This is a genomic window from Rhodococcus (subgen. Prescottella) equi (assembly GCF_003013675.1).
Taxonomy (GTDB): Bacteria; Actinomycetota; Actinomycetes; order Mycobacteriales; family Mycobacteriaceae; genus Prescottella; species Prescottella equi.
In genome coordinates this window covers 1393423-1407002 of sequence record NZ_CP027793.1, presented here as the reverse complement: position 1 = coordinate 1407002, position 13580 = coordinate 1393423, and the positions used below count along the sequence as shown (strand labels likewise).

The 13580-nt window shown below is 68.4% G+C and carries 16 protein-coding genes and 1 tRNA gene; 6 read left to right on the top strand and 11 right to left on the bottom strand.

The genetic code is table 11. The annotated features are described in order from the left end of the window. Positions 1 to 32: 32 nt before the first annotated feature. Positions 33 to 389 (top strand): arsenate reductase (glutaredoxin), encoded by a 357-nt coding sequence (gene arsC / locus C7H75_RS06810; protein ID WP_022594582.1) that lies wholly within the window; start codon positions 33 to 35, stop codon positions 387 to 389. A gap of 11 nt (positions 390 to 400) precedes the next feature. Here arsC and C7H75_RS06805 read toward each other — a convergent pair whose 3' ends face one another. Next, positions 401 to 1627 carry an arginine deiminase gene (locus C7H75_RS06805; protein WP_005514783.1) on the bottom strand — a complete coding sequence of 409 codons (1227 nt, stop codon included), beginning with the start codon at positions 1625 to 1627 and terminating at the stop codon, positions 401 to 403. Between the two features lie 91 nt (positions 1628 to 1718). Between C7H75_RS06805 and soxR the strand changes: the two genes are divergently transcribed. Then, entirely contained in the window at positions 1719 to 2180 is a 462-nt protein-coding gene (gene soxR / locus C7H75_RS06800) for a redox-sensitive transcriptional activator SoxR (RefSeq protein WP_005514784.1), read from the top strand. Between the two features lie 11 nt (positions 2181 to 2191). Here soxR and C7H75_RS06795 read toward each other — a convergent pair whose 3' ends face one another. The 3 genes from C7H75_RS06795 to C7H75_RS06785 are packed head-to-tail and all read right to left on the bottom strand — an operon-like array spanning position 2192 to position 4555. Further along, entirely contained in the window at positions 2192 to 2701 is a 510-nt protein-coding gene (locus tag C7H75_RS06795; protein ID WP_106851128.1) for a DUF2505 domain-containing protein, read from the bottom strand. A gap of 22 nt (positions 2702 to 2723) precedes the next feature. Continuing rightward, the gene (locus C7H75_RS06790) at positions 2724 to 3350 is read right to left on the bottom strand and encodes a response regulator (RefSeq protein ID WP_005514786.1); all 627 of its coding nucleotides are present in this window, start codon (positions 3348 to 3350) and stop codon (positions 2724 to 2726) included. Further along, the gene (locus C7H75_RS06785; protein ID WP_022594576.1) at positions 3347 to 4555 is read right to left on the bottom strand and encodes a sensor histidine kinase; all 1209 of its coding nucleotides are present in this window, start codon (positions 4553 to 4555) and stop codon (positions 3347 to 3349) included. The genes C7H75_RS06790 and C7H75_RS06785 overlap by 4 nt, the downstream gene beginning before the upstream one ends. A gap of 128 nt (positions 4556 to 4683) precedes the next feature. Here C7H75_RS06785 and C7H75_RS06780 point away from each other — a divergent pair, with 128 nt between their 5' ends. Together C7H75_RS06780 and C7H75_RS06775 are read left to right on the top strand one after the other, a co-directional pair. Then, positions 4684 to 5751, top strand: coding sequence for an FtsX-like permease family protein (locus C7H75_RS06780; protein ID WP_106851127.1), 1068 nt, complete (start codon positions 4684 to 4686; stop codon positions 5749 to 5751). Positions 5752 to 5776: 25 nt separating this feature from the next. Beyond that, positions 5777 to 6469, top strand: a complete 693-nt coding sequence (locus C7H75_RS06775) for an ABC transporter ATP-binding protein (protein ID WP_013415200.1) — start codon at positions 5777 to 5779, stop codon at positions 6467 to 6469. On the opposite strand, the gene C7H75_RS06770 is transcribed toward C7H75_RS06775, so the two are convergent. After that, positions 6453 to 7292: an SDR family oxidoreductase gene (locus C7H75_RS06770; RefSeq protein ID WP_064079126.1), complete on the bottom strand. Its 840-nt coding sequence runs from the start codon at positions 7290 to 7292 to the stop codon at positions 6453 to 6455. The genes C7H75_RS06775 and C7H75_RS06770 overlap by 17 nt on opposite strands. 130 nt (positions 7293 to 7422) lie before the next feature. Continuing rightward, entirely contained in the window at positions 7423 to 7566 is a 144-nt protein-coding gene (locus C7H75_RS25945; protein WP_022594568.1) for a hypothetical protein, read from the bottom strand. 234 nt (positions 7567 to 7800) lie between these two features. On the opposite strand from C7H75_RS25945, the gene C7H75_RS06765 reads away from it, so the two are divergent. Continuing rightward, positions 7801 to 8217, top strand: a complete 417-nt coding sequence (locus tag C7H75_RS06765) for a helix-turn-helix domain-containing protein (protein WP_005514792.1) — start codon at positions 7801 to 7803, stop codon at positions 8215 to 8217. An 89-nt stretch (positions 8218 to 8306) separates the two neighbouring features. Here the strand turns inward: C7H75_RS06765 and C7H75_RS06760 are convergent. Both C7H75_RS06760 and sepX read right to left on the bottom strand, forming a co-directional pair. After that, a tRNA-Ala gene (locus C7H75_RS06760) sits at positions 8307 to 8379 on the bottom strand. 157 nt (positions 8380 to 8536) lie between these two features. Beyond that, a complete protein-coding gene (sepX, locus tag C7H75_RS06755) occupies positions 8537 to 9331 on the bottom strand; it encodes a divisome protein SepX/GlpR (protein WP_175280060.1) in 795 nt (264 codons plus the stop codon). Positions 9332 to 9851: 520 nt separating this feature from the next. Here sepX and C7H75_RS06750 point away from each other — a divergent pair. Beyond that, on the top strand, positions 9852 to 10601 hold the full coding sequence (locus C7H75_RS06750) for an MspA family porin (protein ID WP_064077138.1): 750 nt from the start codon (positions 9852 to 9854) through the stop codon (positions 10599 to 10601). 54 nt (positions 10602 to 10655) lie between these two features. Here C7H75_RS06750 and C7H75_RS06745 read toward each other — a convergent pair whose 3' ends face one another. The 3 genes from C7H75_RS06745 to C7H75_RS06735 are packed head-to-tail and all read right to left on the bottom strand — an operon-like array spanning position 10656 to position 13535. Beyond that, complete coding sequence (locus C7H75_RS06745; protein WP_226347404.1) at positions 10656 to 11285, bottom strand: GNAT family N-acetyltransferase; 630 nt, start codon at positions 11283 to 11285, stop codon at positions 10656 to 10658. Between the two features lie 13 nt (positions 11286 to 11298). Next, positions 11299 to 12558, bottom strand: coding sequence for a molybdotransferase-like divisome protein Glp (gene glp, locus C7H75_RS06740; protein WP_005514799.1), 1260 nt, complete (start codon positions 12556 to 12558; stop codon positions 11299 to 11301). 53 nt (positions 12559 to 12611) lie between these two features. Beyond that, entirely contained in the window at positions 12612 to 13535 is a 924-nt protein-coding gene (locus C7H75_RS06735) for a UTP--glucose-1-phosphate uridylyltransferase (RefSeq protein WP_005514800.1), read from the bottom strand. Between the last annotated feature and the right edge of the window lie 45 nt (positions 13536 to 13580).

Sequence of the window (13580 nt, the reverse complement as noted above, 5' to 3'; positions counted from 1 at the left end):
GTCATCCATTGTCCCCGTGCAGAATGGCAGGCATGGCAGGTACCGCAAAGAACGCAACGATCTATCACAATCCCCGCTGCAGCACGTCGCGGAACACGTTGAAACTCATCGAGGAAGCCGGCCTCGAGCCGACCGTCGTCAAGTACCTCGAGACGCCGCCTTCGCGGGACGGACTGCGCAAACTGCTCGACGACGCGGGCCTGCGCCCGAGCGAAGCGATCCGAAAGAAGGAGGCCGTCTACAAGGAACTCGGCCTCGCGAGCGCCTCCGAGGACGAACTGCTCGACGCGATGGTCGACAACCCGATCCTCATCGAACGCCCCATCGTCGTGACCGACCGCGGCACCGTGCTGGCGCGGCCGTACGAGAAGGTGCGCGACATCCTCTGACCGCCGTGGGCTCAGGGCAGCGGATCGCGTGCTATCGGACACGACATACAGCGCGGTCCGCCCCGCCCGGACCCCAACTCGGAGCCGGAGATTCGCAACACCTCGATGCCCGATGCCTCCATTCGCGCGTTGGTCTCGACGTTGCGCTCGTAGGCGACCACGACGCCGGGCGCGAGCGCGAGCGTGTTGTTGCCGTCGTCCCACTGCTCGCGCTCGGCGGTGACGTGATCGAGTCCGGTGTCGATCACCCGCAGCTTCCCGATCCCCATCGCGGCTGCGGCGGCCTCGAGGAAGGGCTCCGGCCCGCTGATCCGCGCGCTTCCGTCCAGGCTGCGGATCGTGAAGGCCGACAGGGTTTCCCGAACAGCCGGGTACATCACGACCGCATCGGTGTCGACCATCGTCAGGACGGTGTCGAGGTGCATGGACGCCCGCCGTTGCTCGATCGGCACCGCCAGCACGGTGTGCGCCAGTCCGTCCTCGAAGACGCTGCGCGCCAACGCTTCGGCACCGGCCGGCGTAGTCCGCTCCCCCACCCCGACCGCGATCACCCCGGGGGCGAGCAGCAGGACGTCGCCGCCTTCCACCGGGGCGGTGTGCGATTCGTAGGCCCGCCGCACCCCACGGAAGCGCGGGTGATGCGCATAGATGAGGTCGGTGAGCGACGCCTCGCGCGCCCGCGCCGGGAGGGCGAGGGTCGTGATCGCGAAGCGGCCGCCCACCCAGAACGACGAATCCCGCGTGAACAGCAGGTTCGGCAGTGGGTCGATCACGAAGTCGCCGCCGTGGTGCATCAACCGGACCAGCGACGGGGTCGCGGCACCGGTGCCGATCGGCAACTCGTCGAACGTCATCCCGGCGGTGAGGACGTCGGCCAGGTCGGCCGCGGGAATCCCGCGCAGGTGCGCGGCGAGGTCCTGCGCGAGTGCGTGCCCCAGTTTGCGCGGGTCGACGGCCGCCGAAATGCCCTGCATCCGTGCCGCACCGCTCGTGGTGAGCGTCTCGGCCAGCAGGTCGGCGAGCAGCAGCACCTCCACTCCGCGCCCGCGAAGCACGTCGGCGAACGCGTCGTGCTCTTCCTGCGCGCGGTCCAGCCAGGGCAGGCCGTCGAAGAGCAGTTGGTCGTTGTTGCGCGGGGTCAGTCTGCGCAGTTCGTCGCCGGGACGGTGCAGCAGCACCGTGCGCAGCGCGCCCACCTCGGTGTCGACCCCCGGTTTCGCCGGCTCCTGCACGCTCATGGGTAAACGGTAGTCCCGCCCGCGCCGGACGGCATCCCACGCCCCAATCCTCGAGTATTGTCGAGGTTGGCGCACGGGAAGGGTGGACGGAGTGGAAATGCCGGATTGGAACACCAGGGAACTCACGCCCGGACAGCTGTCGGAGCGCAGCGGGGTGGCGGTCTCGGCGCTGCACTTCTACGAACGCGAGGGCCTCATCTCGAGCCGCCGGACCAGCGGCAACCAACGCCGCTACAAGCGCGACGTGCTGCGCAGGGTCGCGTTCGTCCGGCTGTCCCAGAAAGTCGGGATACCGCTCGCCGAGATCCGGGACGCACTGTCCACGCTCCCCGACGGCCGCACCCCCAACCGCAGCGACTGGGCGCGGCTGTCGAGCCGCTGGCACGCCGACCTCGACCGGCGCATCGAACAACTCACCCGGCTGCGCGACGACCTCACCAACTGCATCGGCTGCGGGTGCCTGTCCCTGGCGAGTTGCACTCTCGCCAACCCGCACGACGAACTCGGCACCGAGGGGCCCGGGGCTCGGGTCATCGATGTCGAGATCGACTGACCCGCCCGCACTCAGCCGATGTCGGTGAGTCGGCGCAGCACCTCGTCACGGTCTCGGGTCACCATCTGCCCCACCATCTGGCGGGCGAGAGTCTCGATGCTGCCTCCGATCACGGGGACCTTCGCGGTGACCGTTCCGCGCACCGCGAGCAGCGCCCCGCCCGCGTGCGGGCCCAGGTCGTAGTCGCCGCGGATCACGACCGGTATGCCCGTCGACGTCCCCTCGACCCGACCCGACGCCCGGCCGTCGCCGACAGGACTCCACGAGTCGACACGCTGCATACGCATCTCACCGCGAACTGCCTTGCGCACCAACGCCGGAAAACTGGCCGAATCGACCGTCTCGGTCATCGTCACCGTCACCAGTGGCCGCCCGTCCCCGTCGAGGGAGTCGACCACCTGCACGGCTGCGCGCGAGTCGGGAGCCAGTCGCCCGCGCCAGTAGGCTTCGTCGGTCAGCACGGCGTACACACGCTCGACCGGATGCGCGAACTCGGCCGAGAACTCGAAACTCTTCGGCATGCGTCGGACGCTACCCGATCCGTCAGGTGATCAGGCCTCGTTCGCGGGCCGCGGCCACCGCAGCGGTGCGACTGTCGACACCGAGTTTCGTGAACGCATGTACCAGATGAGACTTGACGGTGGCCTCGCTCACGAACAACTGCTTCGCGATGGCCCGGTTCGACAGTCCCTGCGCCACCAGGTCCAGAACCTCGACCTCCCGGCCGCTGAGCTCCACTCTCGGCTGCTGCATACGCCGGTAGAGCCGTTGCGCCACATCCGGATCCAACACCGTGTCACCTCGCGCCGCCGCGAACACCGACTCGATCAGCACCTCCGGCGCCGTGTCCTTGAGCAGGTATCCGGAGGCACCCGCCTCCACCGCGCGCAGGATGTCGGCGTCGGTGTCGTAGGTGGTGAGCACGACGACACGCGGTGGATTCTCGGCCGCGGTGATCCGTGCCGTCGCCCCCGCACCGTCCAGGCCGGCGCCGAGCCGAAGATCCATCAGCACGACATCGGGTTCGGTGCTCCCGGCCAGCGCCACCGCCTCCTCGCCCGACGACGCCTCCGCCACCACGTCCACACCGTCGTGCGACGCGAGCAGGGCGCGCAGTCCCGCTCGCACGACGGGATGGTCGTCGACCAGAAGCACCCGCACGCCACTCACAGCGGCCTCCCCACCGGAAGTGTTGCGGCAACCGCAGTCCCGTCGTTCGGAGCACTCTCCACGACCAACGTTCCTCCCAACTCCGCGAGTCGCTCGCGCATGGCCCGCAGACCGAATCCACCGGCCTCGCGGGTATCGAAACCGATCCCGTCGTCGACGACGTCCAGGCGCACCTCGTCCGCCTCGTAGGTGAGTGTCACCCGCACCCGCTGCGCCCGCGAATGCAGGCGGACGTTCGCGAGCGAACTCTGCGCGACCCGCAGCAACGCGACGTCGTAGTCCATCGGCAGGGGGACGTCCTCGCCGTCGGTGTGCACTTCACCGATGATGCCGGTCTGGTCGCCGAGTTGGGCGACCAGGCGCCGCAACGCCGACTCGAGGGGCGCCGATTCCAGGTCGGCGGGCGCGAGCGCCGCCACCACCCGGCGAGCCTCCACCAGATTCTCCTGCGCGGTATCGGCGATCTGGTCGAAGATCGGCGCGGCGTCGTTGCCGCGCCGGCCCGCGCGGGCCAGCAGCAGGATCGACGAGAAGCCCTGCGCGAGGGTGTCGTGGATGTCCCGGGCGAGCCGTGAACGTTCCTCCAGGGCACCGGATTCGCGTTGCAGGGCGCCCAGTTCGTCCTGTGCGCCCAGGAGTTCGCGATGCGCCTCGGTGAGTTCGTCGACCAGCAGCTGTCGTTCGGCGGCCTCCCGCACCAGCAACTGGTACACCGTCGCCATGCCCGCGGCGACGGCCGCACCGATGAGCGGCCCCACGATCGACGGCACCGTCTCGGTGACGCCGTGCCACAGGCTCGCCGTGATCGACACCGCCGTGAGCGCCACGGTCGCTCCGAACGCCTGCGGAATCGTCAGCAGGTGAAAGCACAGGAAGAACAGCGCGAACACGAGCCAGACGAAGTTGGGGTCCGAGACCACGAGCGCCAGCCAGCCGAGGACGAGGATGCCCAGCCACGACCGCCCGGACGCCTTGTCCACGGCGCCGCCGTTTCGCGCGCCACGGGCGAAGAGCACTCCGCAGCCGTACCAGAGCAGTTCCGCGACCGCGATCGCGACGATCCACCAACCGTCGGCGCCCTTCGTGACGAGAACCCGTCCGACACCGATGGCGAGCAGGAGCAGGAAGAGGAAGTGCGCGCCGATCTGCATGGCGCGCAGCACGGGGGCGACACCGCCGGGGTGGTACGCGTCGGAGGTCTGCATTTCACTCACGCTAACACCGCCGATCCCACGCTCACCGCCGCCAAGCACGGACTCCTACTTTCGATGGACCGGGGAAGTCAACCGATGCGCGATGCCCCGACCACCCCTTCTCCGCGACGCTGGATCACATGTTCCTCAGTATTCGAGATCTCCGCTTCGCCAAGGGCCGGTTCGCCCTCATGAGCTCGGCCCTGTTCCTGATCTCCCTGATGGTCGTCATGCTGTCGGGGCTGACCACGGGTCTGGGCAACCAATCGATCGCCGCGGTCCAGCACATCGGCGCCGACAACTTCGCGTTCGGTGAACCCGCAGAGGGCCAGTCGCTCTCGTTCGGCGAATCCACCGTCACCGAACAACAGCGCGACGCTCTGGCCGCGACGGCCGGTGTCGACGAGGCCGCGATCGTCGGCATCGCGCCGGTCCGGATCAGCAACGGCAGCAGGGAGGTGGCCGCCTCCGCGTTCGGAGTCGACGGCGATTCCTTCGCCGCCCCCGTACCGCTCGATGCCGGTTCGGCCGCCGTCGACGCCGATCTCGCGAAGGACAACGGCTGGGACGCCGGTAGCCGAATCACCATCGGTGCCCAGACGTTCACGATCAACGCACTCGTCGACGACTCCCTCTACAGCCATCAGCCCGTGGTGTGGATCGACCACGGGGTGTGGACGCAGCTGCCGTCCGCGGGCGGCAGCGACGGCACCGTCGTCGCGCTGCGCACGTCGGGCGGGTTCGACGCCGACGGTGCTGCCGCCGCGACCGGCACGTCGATCACCGACCAGAAGGGTGCGCTCGACGCGATCGGCTCCTACACGTCCGAGCGGGGCTCGCTGCTCCTCATGCAGGCGATGCTCATGACGGTCAGTGCCCTGGTGGTCGGCGCGTTCTTCACCGTCTGGACCATCCAGCGCAGCCAGGATCTCGCGGTCCTCAAGGCCGTCGGCGCCTCCACGAAGTACCTGCTCAAGGATGCACTCGGCCAGTCGCTGATCGTGCTCGTCCTCGGTGCCGGCCTCGGCGCCCTCGCCGCGGCGGGACTCGGCGCCATCGCGTCGCAGTTCGTGCCCTTCACGCTGACCCTGACGGGCACCCTCGTCCCGTTCGTGGCATTGATCGTGATGGGCATGGTGGGTGCGACCGCCGCCCTGGCCCGCATCGTCTCCATCGACCCGCAGTCCGCGCTCGCGACCGCCCGCTGAGCCGCCCCCTCCACGAAAGGTTTCCATGAGCATCGACCTGCGTGACATCGTCCTCACCTACCCCGACGGCGACACCCGCCTGCGCGCCCTCGACGACGTGAGTCTCCACGTGAGCCGCGGGGAACTGGTCGCCGTGACCGGACCGTCCGGATCCGGCAAGTCGAGCGTCCTGGCCGTCGCAGGGTTGCTGACCACGCCGGATTCCGGCACCGTCACGATCGACGGCACCGACGTCACGGGCCTCGACCGCGGCGCCCGCACCGACGTGCGGCGCGAGAAGCTCGGTTTCGTGTTCCAGCAGTCGAACCTGCTGCCGTCCCTCACCGCCACCGAGCAACTCGAGATGATCACGCATCTGAACGGCGGCAAGGTGCGCGAGAGCCGGCGCCGCGCCCGAGACCTGCTCAGCAGCCTCGGTCTCGAGGGCCAGCTCGACCGGCGGCCGAACCAGCTCTCCGGTGGGCAGCGACAGCGGGTCGCGATCGCCCGCTCACTCGTCAACGACCCCGCGGTGCTCCTGGTCGACGAGCCCACGTCGGCCCTCGACGAGGAACGCAGCCGGGAGATCGTCGCGCTGTTGGCGGACCTGAGCCGCGAACGATCCGTCGCGACGGTCATGGTGACCCACGACCTGAGCCAACTCGATCTCGTCGACGCCGCGTTCGAGATGCACAGCGGTGCGCTGCGGCCGCGCCCGATCGCTACAGCAGTGAACTGAACCGGTCGTTGGCCTTCTGCATCACGAACTCGTACGGCGGGGCGAACTTCCGGGCCCACCAGTATCCGAATCGGATGTCGTTCGACGTGTAGACCAGGAAACGGTTCTTCACGATCCCGGCCAGGATGCAGTCGGCCACCTTCTCGGGCGTGACGGCGTGCTTCTCGAAACGCCGGGTGAGCTTCTGCACGCGCGGGTCCTGTCTGTCGATGCCCGCGATCTGCACCGTTTCGACCAGGGGTGTCTTCACGCCACCCGGGACCACCAGGCTCACGCCGATACCGTGCCGCTTGAGGTCGAACCGCAGGACCTCCGACACTCCACGCAACCCGAACTTGCCGGCGCTGTACGCCGCATGCCACGGCAGCGCCAGCAACCCGGCCGCGGACGAGACGTTCACGAGGTGTCCCCCGCGGCCGGCCGCGATCATCGGCGGCACGAAGCGCTCGATGACGTGGATGGGGCCCATCAGATTGACGTCGACCATCGACTTCCAGTGCCGATGCTCGAGATTTTCCACCGTGCCCCACGCAGAGATCCCGGCGACGTTCATGACCACGTCGAGACTGCCGAACTCCTCGTGCACGTCGTTCGCGAAGTCGGTGACGGCGTCGAAGTCGGTGATGTCGAAAGCGCGCGCGGACAACACCTTCCCACCCGCACCACCGCACAGCGCGACTGTCTCCGCCAGACCGACCTCGTTCACGTCGGTGAGCACCAACTCCGCGCCTCTGCCCGCCGCCGCGACGGCGGTCGCCCGCCCGATCCCACTGGCCGCACCGGTGACGAGACACTTCTTCCCGTCGAGTGTTCTGATCGCCATCGTCTGCCGTCCCCCGCCTTCGCCGATCGGTCCGTCCAGTCCCGGCAGTGTACGTCGCACACGAGGCATCCGCGCCGAACGAGGCGTCGGCGCGGGGGCAGCGCGAATCGGACTCCGAGGGGCCCTCTTCTCAGAGGCGCTGCGCCATCTCGTCCTGGTAGTCGCGGATGGTTCTCTCGATGCCGTCCGCGTCCTCGGGGCGTCCGTGGCTTCGGGCGTCGTCCGCCCGATCGCGCAGCACGCGAATCGCCCTGCGCAATTCGTTGTCGCTCATTCTGCGGTCCATGTCACAAGTCTCCCCGGTGTGGCCGGGGTTCGCCAGCCGGGCCGGAATTGACCGGCAGAGCGCCGGAATTGCCGGAAAAGAATTCGAGCAACGGCGAAGCTATTCGAGTAGCACCGCCGCAATTACCATCCCATCCGGGCCATTCAACGAACACGCCGAACGCCTGACCAGTCGACACTTTCGAGCTACCGATTGGCTATCACCGGTGCTACTATCGTCGCGATGTCTGATTTCGCCGCACGGCTGAACAAGCTCTTCGAGACCGTCCATCCCCCGGGCCGGAAGCCGCATACCAACGCAGAAGTGGCGAACGCCCTCATCGCGGACGGACACAAGATCTCCAAGCCGTACATCTCGCAGCTGCGCTCCGGCCAGCGAAGCAATCCGTCGGACGAGACCGTGGCCGCCTTCGCGAAGTTCTTCAAGGTCAAGCCGGCGTACTTCTTCAACGACATCTACGCCTCCAAGATCGATCACGATCTCGAGCTGCTCAACCAGTTGCAGGGCTACGGGCTGCGCAGGCTCGCGACCCGTGCATTCGATCTGTCCGAAGAGTCCCAGACGCTGTTGACGACGCTCGCGGAGAAGCTGCGCGCAGCGGAGGGCCTACCGGAGATCCCCCCGGACGCTTCACGCTGACCACGGTCCCGGTGAGTCGGTGAACCCCGCCCGGGATCGGGAGAAACACGAAGAAGGCCCCCTCCCGAGGGAGGGGGCCTTCTTTCCGGTGGAGCTGAGGGGAATCGAACCCCTGACCTCTTCGATGCGAACGAAGCGCGCTACCAACTGCGCCACAGCCCCGAACCACGGTCCATCGTTCCCTGACCGCTCCGAAACTCTAACAGGACATGCCTCCGGATAACGAATCGGCTGGTCAGCGGCCACAATTCGCGCCGACACCCGACAACGCGAAGGGCGCCCGATCGGTGATCGGACGCCCTTCGCAAAACCTGTCGGACTACTGTCCCGACGCTCTGCGCAGATCCTCGTCTCGGTAACGGCTGTCGTCGTACCCGTACTCGGCCGTCTCCGCGTCGTAGTAGTCGAGGTGGTCGAACGCCGGGTCCCCGTCGTCGACCTCGAGGACCACTGCGCCGGGCCGGCGCAACCGCGACGGGACGAGGCGAAGTTCGTCGTCGGAGAGCGACTCCACACCGAGTCGCGACCGGCCGACCCGGGCCATCCGGCGGCGGCGAATGGCCTGCTCCATGTGCACCTGTCGGCGCAGATATGCCAGATAGAACCCCAGTCCGACGAACGTCAGCGCAAAGACCCACCACATGACGGGGGTGAGTGCCACGGCCAACCCGGCCGTGAGCAGGGACGCGAACACCAATCCCAGCACGGAGCGCTGACGGAACTGGTATCGGGCCGCGCGGGCGATCGCGTCGGCCTCGGGGTCGAATCCACCCCGGCCGCGTCGGTCCGGTACGTACTCTCCCGCGGCGCCGCGGTCGCGCGCCCTCGGGTCGTCGTCGGCGTGAGCGTTCATTCGATCCTCCGCGTCCGTGCCATGGTGGTCGTCGCTGTGGGTGTCACCGAAATCCGGTGCCGGTCGCCAGTTCGGGTCGCTGCGGTGCCCGGCCGCGGGACCCCGCGCCGTCCGCTTCGCCCCGCCTTGAAACAGCACTCGAGTCGCGAGGGCTGCGTCGGTCGTCTGCCGGATCCGAGGCCGCCTGCTGACAAGCATCGGAACAAGGACGAACAGCCAGACGGCGACGAGCGCGATCCAGATGATCGAGGAACTCGGCATACCGGCGGCCTCCTCCCATTCGTCTACCAGCACTGATGTCGCCAATGACCCGTTCAGGGTAGTGGCAGCGAGGCACGAATCGTCGCAGACGCGCCGACTCAAGTTTCGCAGGTGTCACACCCGTCACTCGATTATCACCTCTCGAGGAAGAAATTGCAGCCTCGAGATTCCTTCCACCCCGCGCCGTCCCGGGTCCACCCAGCAAACGACGCCCCACCGAGGCGCCGCACGGTGGCAGGCCGGCCGCCGGCGGCAGCTGACCCGACATCTGACGCGAAACGGCACAGCGAGCTGCAATCGACCTTCGGCCGCCGCAGAAAAGCGACAAATTGTGCGGTCGATTCCAAATCGTTAGCGACCCTTGATCAAATCTAGGAAAAACAAGTCGCCAAAATCTTACGGATCAGTGATTCAGCCCCAATACTGCAACCGGGACAGGCACTCGCGAAGCGGCCTGTCCACACCGCCCGAGGCCGGGATTTCCCACCGGTCGCGCAACAGGAGAAGACGAGGAATTCCCATGCACGCGAATCGCCGGTCTTTACTTCGCCACTTTCGCCGCCGCTCCTTCACCCGCTCGGCCACCGCGGTCGTCGCCGGCTCGGCGGCCCTGCTGCTGGCGGGCGCCTTAGGCACCGCGGGCGCCGCCGTGACCCAGCAGGAGAACACCTCCGCCCACACCGTGAGCTTCGACGGCTGGGATCTCACCGTCGAGCAGACGGGGCAATCCATCAACAGCGTGCAACCGCTCTCGGGCAACCAGTTCACGCGCGACCTCTTCGCGAGCCAGCGGGCGCTCGCCACGGTGAGTGGCAACGGCGGCTCGCCGTACACCGGCGGTACCCTCGAGGTCGGCTACCAGATCGGCTACCAGGCCGACGTTTCGAACGGCGCCGTCATCACCGGCAACGCCGGCGTCACGCCGGGCGCCGTCTTCATTCCGGAGGTCTCCGAGAATCTGATCCTGACCGCCGACCCGGAGGTCCCGGCGGTAGTGGAACTGTTCAACGGGCAGGCCCTCGAGCTGGGCGTCGAGACACCGGTCGAGGGCAACCTCTCGACGCAGATCGCGCCCGGCACCATCGCGACCGTCCCGGTCCAGAAGAAGGAGTGCAAGTCGACGCAGTGCGCCATCACGCTGCGCGACGTGCACCTCGAGGTCAATCACGCCCTCGGCACGGTGTCGGTGCGGTCCTACGCGATCTTCACCGCGTCGACCGATATCGCCGACGACGTCGTCGTCAGTTACGGCCCGCCCGTCATCGTGTGATCCGCGGCCGAGCGGCCTCGTCGGGCGTCGGGCCCCGGCGGGGTCGCTCGGCCGTCAGCCCCACGTGGCGCGTCCGGCCCGCACCAACCGGTCGGAGATCGAGCCCGGAACCTCTTCCACCGTCATCGCCACCAGCAGGTGGTCCCGCCATTGGCCGTCGACGTCGAGGTAGCGGCGCAGCAATCCCTCCTCCCGGAACCCGGCGTGTTCCAGAACTGCCCGGCTCGCAACGTTTTCCGGGCGCACGGTGGCTTCCACGCGATGCAGTCCCATGGGACCGAAGCAGTGGTCCAAACCGAGTGCGAGGGCGGCGGTCGCCACCCCCTGGCCGCCGACGTCCTTCGTGACCCAGTAGCCGATCCACGCCGAACTCAGGGCGCCTCGGATGATGTTGCCGACCGTGATCTGGCCGCAGTAGCGACCGTCGAGTTCGATGACCATCGGCAGCATGCGGCCTTTGCGGGCCTCGGAGCGCAGGCTTGAACACAGGCCCGGCCAGACGGTGACATGGTGCCGATCGTCCCACGGCGCCTGCCCGGTGGGCTCCCACGGCTCGAGATGCTCCCGATTGACGATGCGCAGCCGACTCCACGTCGCCGCATCACGTAACCGGATGGGCCGCAGCGTTACCCGGCCCGCCGTCACCCGCAGCGGCCCGACCCGGGCAGGCCATCCAGGATGCACCGATCCGCCCCGCTCAGCCCCGCTGCGCAAGGAACGCGACTTCCACCTCTTCACCGGCCCGAACCTCGGTGACCTCGGGGTCGACGAGCACCAGACAGTTGGCCTCGGCCAACGTGGCGAGCAGGTGCGACGACGCTCCCGGCGCTCCGCCGAGCGCCTGCACGAGGTACTCGCCGGTGGTTTCGTCCCGCATCAGTTGTCCCCGCAGAAAGCCCTTGCGGTTCGCGATGGACGTGATCGGGGCGACCGACCGGGCCGTGACGATCCGGCGCATCGGCTGCCGCCGGCCCAGGGCGATACGGATCAGCGGCCGCACCATCACCTCGAACACCACGAGCGCACTGACCGGATTGGACGGCAGCAGGAACGTCGGCACCTCGTCGCGCCCCAACTGTCCGAAACCCTGCACGGATCCCGGGTGCATCGCCACCCGCTCCACCTCGAGATCGCCCAGATCCGCGAGCGCCTCGCGCACCTCGTCGGACGCGCCACCCCCGACGGCGCCCGCGATGACGACGATCTCGGAGCGGATCAACTGCCCCTCGACGACTTCCCGGAGCCGCCGCGGATCCATCGTCGCGATGCCGACCCGGTTGACGTCGGCGCCGGCGTCCCGCGCGGCGGCCGCGAGCGCGTACGAATTGACGTCGTACACCTGCCCCGGGCCGGGCGTGCGGTCGATGTCGACGAGTTCGCCGCCCACCGATATCACCGACAGGCGTGGCCGTGGATGCACGAGAACCTTGTCCCGGCCGACCGCGGCGAGCAGCCCGACCTGGGCGGCGCCGATGATCGTGCCCGCCCGGACCGCGACGTCGCCGGGCTGGACATCGTCACCGGCGCGTCGGACGTAGTCGCCGGACCGCACCGGCTTGTAGACCTTGACCCGCACGTGACCGCCGTCGGTGCGGTCCATCGGCAGGACGGCGTCCGCGAGAGTCGGCAGCGGCGCACCGGTGTCGACCCGCACCGCCTGCCGGGGCTGGAGCCTGATCGGCTGACGCGAGCCCGCGGTGACCTCACCGACCACCGGCAGTGTGAGCTCGGTGGGCTCGCCGTCCTCGCCGCGGACATCGGTGCCCGCGGCGAGGACGTCGACACTGCGAACCGCATAGCCGTCGATCGCGGCCTGGTCGAAGCCTGGCAGTGGCCGTTCGGTCACCACTTCCTCCGCGCAGAGCAGCCCCTGCGCCTCGGAGATCGCCACCCGGACGGGCCGGGGCGCCACCGCGGCAGCAGTCACTCTCGACTGCTGCTCCTCAACCGAGCGCATGTGGTTTCTCGTCCTCCAGACCCTGTCGACCCGACCTGTACTGCTGCGAACCGCTATTCGGCGGAAGGCTGCTGCAGTCGGTCGGCCAGCCACTCACGCAGCGACGGACCGTACTCGTCGCTGTTCAACGCAAAGTCAACCGCAGCCCGCAGGTAACCGCCGGGATTTCCCAGATCGTGTCGAGTTCCGCGATGGACCACGACGTGGACGGGATGTCCCTCGGAGATCAGCAGTGCGATGGCGTCGGTGAGCTGGAGTTCGCCGCCCGCGCCCGGCTCGATCCGGCGCAAGGCGTCGAAGATCGCGCGGTCGAGCAGGTACCGGCCGGCCGCGGCGAAGGTGGACGGAGCGTCCTCCATCGCCGGCTTCTCGACCATTCCGACGACCTTGAGGACGTCCGGGTTGGTCGCGTCCGGGACTGTCTCGACGTCGAACACGCCGTACGCGCTGACCTGCTCCTTGGGCACGTCGATGGCGCACAGCACGCTGCCGCCGCGCTTGGCGCGCACCCGCGCCATGGTCTCGAGCACGCCGCGCGGCATCACCAGATCGTCCGGCAGGAGCACCGCGATGGCGTCCTCGTCGTCGTCGAGCACCGCTTCGGCGCACCCGACCGCGTGACCGAGGCCCAGCGGCTCGGCCTGCACGACGGAGTCGACCTCCAGCAGTCCCGGAGCCTTCCGGACCTTCTCGAGCAGGTGGTACTTGCCGCTGGCTTCGAGCTTGCTCTCGAGGACGAGATCCTCGACGAAGTGAGCGACGACACCGTCCTTACCGGGCGAGGTCACGATGACGAGACGGTTCGCCCCCGAATCGGCCGCCTCACCCGCCACCAACTCGATGCCCGGCGTGTCGACCACCGGGAGTAACTCCTTCGGAACGGTCTTCGTCGCAGGTAGGAACCGCGTTCCCATCCCTGCAGCGGGCACGACCGCCGTCCGGAAGCACCTGTTGTCATTGGTGACGGCATCTGTCATAACTCACCACCCTATCCATCCGGCCCCCGCGGCCGGACGGAGCGA

Coding starts and splice junctions, on each gene's coding strand:
- arsC (WP_022594582.1), top strand. CDS start 33: ATGGCAGGTACCGCAAAGAACGCAACGATCTATCACAATCCCCGCTGC.
- C7H75_RS06805 (WP_005514783.1), bottom strand. CDS start 1,627: ATGAGCGTGCAGGAGCCGGCGAAACCGGGGGTCGACACCGAGGTGGGC.
- C7H75_RS06795 (WP_106851128.1), bottom strand. CDS start 2,701: ATGCCGAAGAGTTTCGAGTTCTCGGCCGAGTTCGCGCATCCGGTCGAG.
- C7H75_RS06785 (WP_022594576.1), bottom strand. CDS start 4,555: ATGCAGACCTCCGACGCGTACCACCCCGGCGGTGTCGCCCCCGTGCTG.
- C7H75_RS06780 (WP_106851127.1), top strand. CDS start 4,684: ATGTTCCTCAGTATTCGAGATCTCCGCTTCGCCAAGGGCCGGTTCGCC.
- C7H75_RS06775 (WP_013415200.1), top strand. CDS start 5,777: ATGAGCATCGACCTGCGTGACATCGTCCTCACCTACCCCGACGGCGAC.
- C7H75_RS06770 (WP_064079126.1), bottom strand. CDS start 7,292: ATGGCGATCAGAACACTCGACGGGAAGAAGTGTCTCGTCACCGGTGCG.
- C7H75_RS25945 (WP_022594568.1), bottom strand. CDS start 7,566: ATGAGCGACAACGAATTGCGCAGGGCGATTCGCGTGCTGCGCGATCGG.
- C7H75_RS06765 (WP_005514792.1), top strand. CDS start 7,801: ATGTCTGATTTCGCCGCACGGCTGAACAAGCTCTTCGAGACCGTCCAT.
- sepX (WP_175280060.1), bottom strand. CDS start 9,331: ATGCCGAGTTCCTCGATCATCTGGATCGCGCTCGTCGCCGTCTGGCTG.
- C7H75_RS06750 (WP_064077138.1), top strand. CDS start 9,852: ATGCACGCGAATCGCCGGTCTTTACTTCGCCACTTTCGCCGCCGCTCC.
- glp (WP_005514799.1), bottom strand. CDS start 12,558: ATGCGCTCGGTTGAGGAGCAGCAGTCGAGAGTGACTGCTGCCGCGGTG.
- C7H75_RS06735 (WP_005514800.1), bottom strand. CDS start 13,535: ATGACAGATGCCGTCACCAATGACAACAGGTGCTTCCGGACGGCGGTC.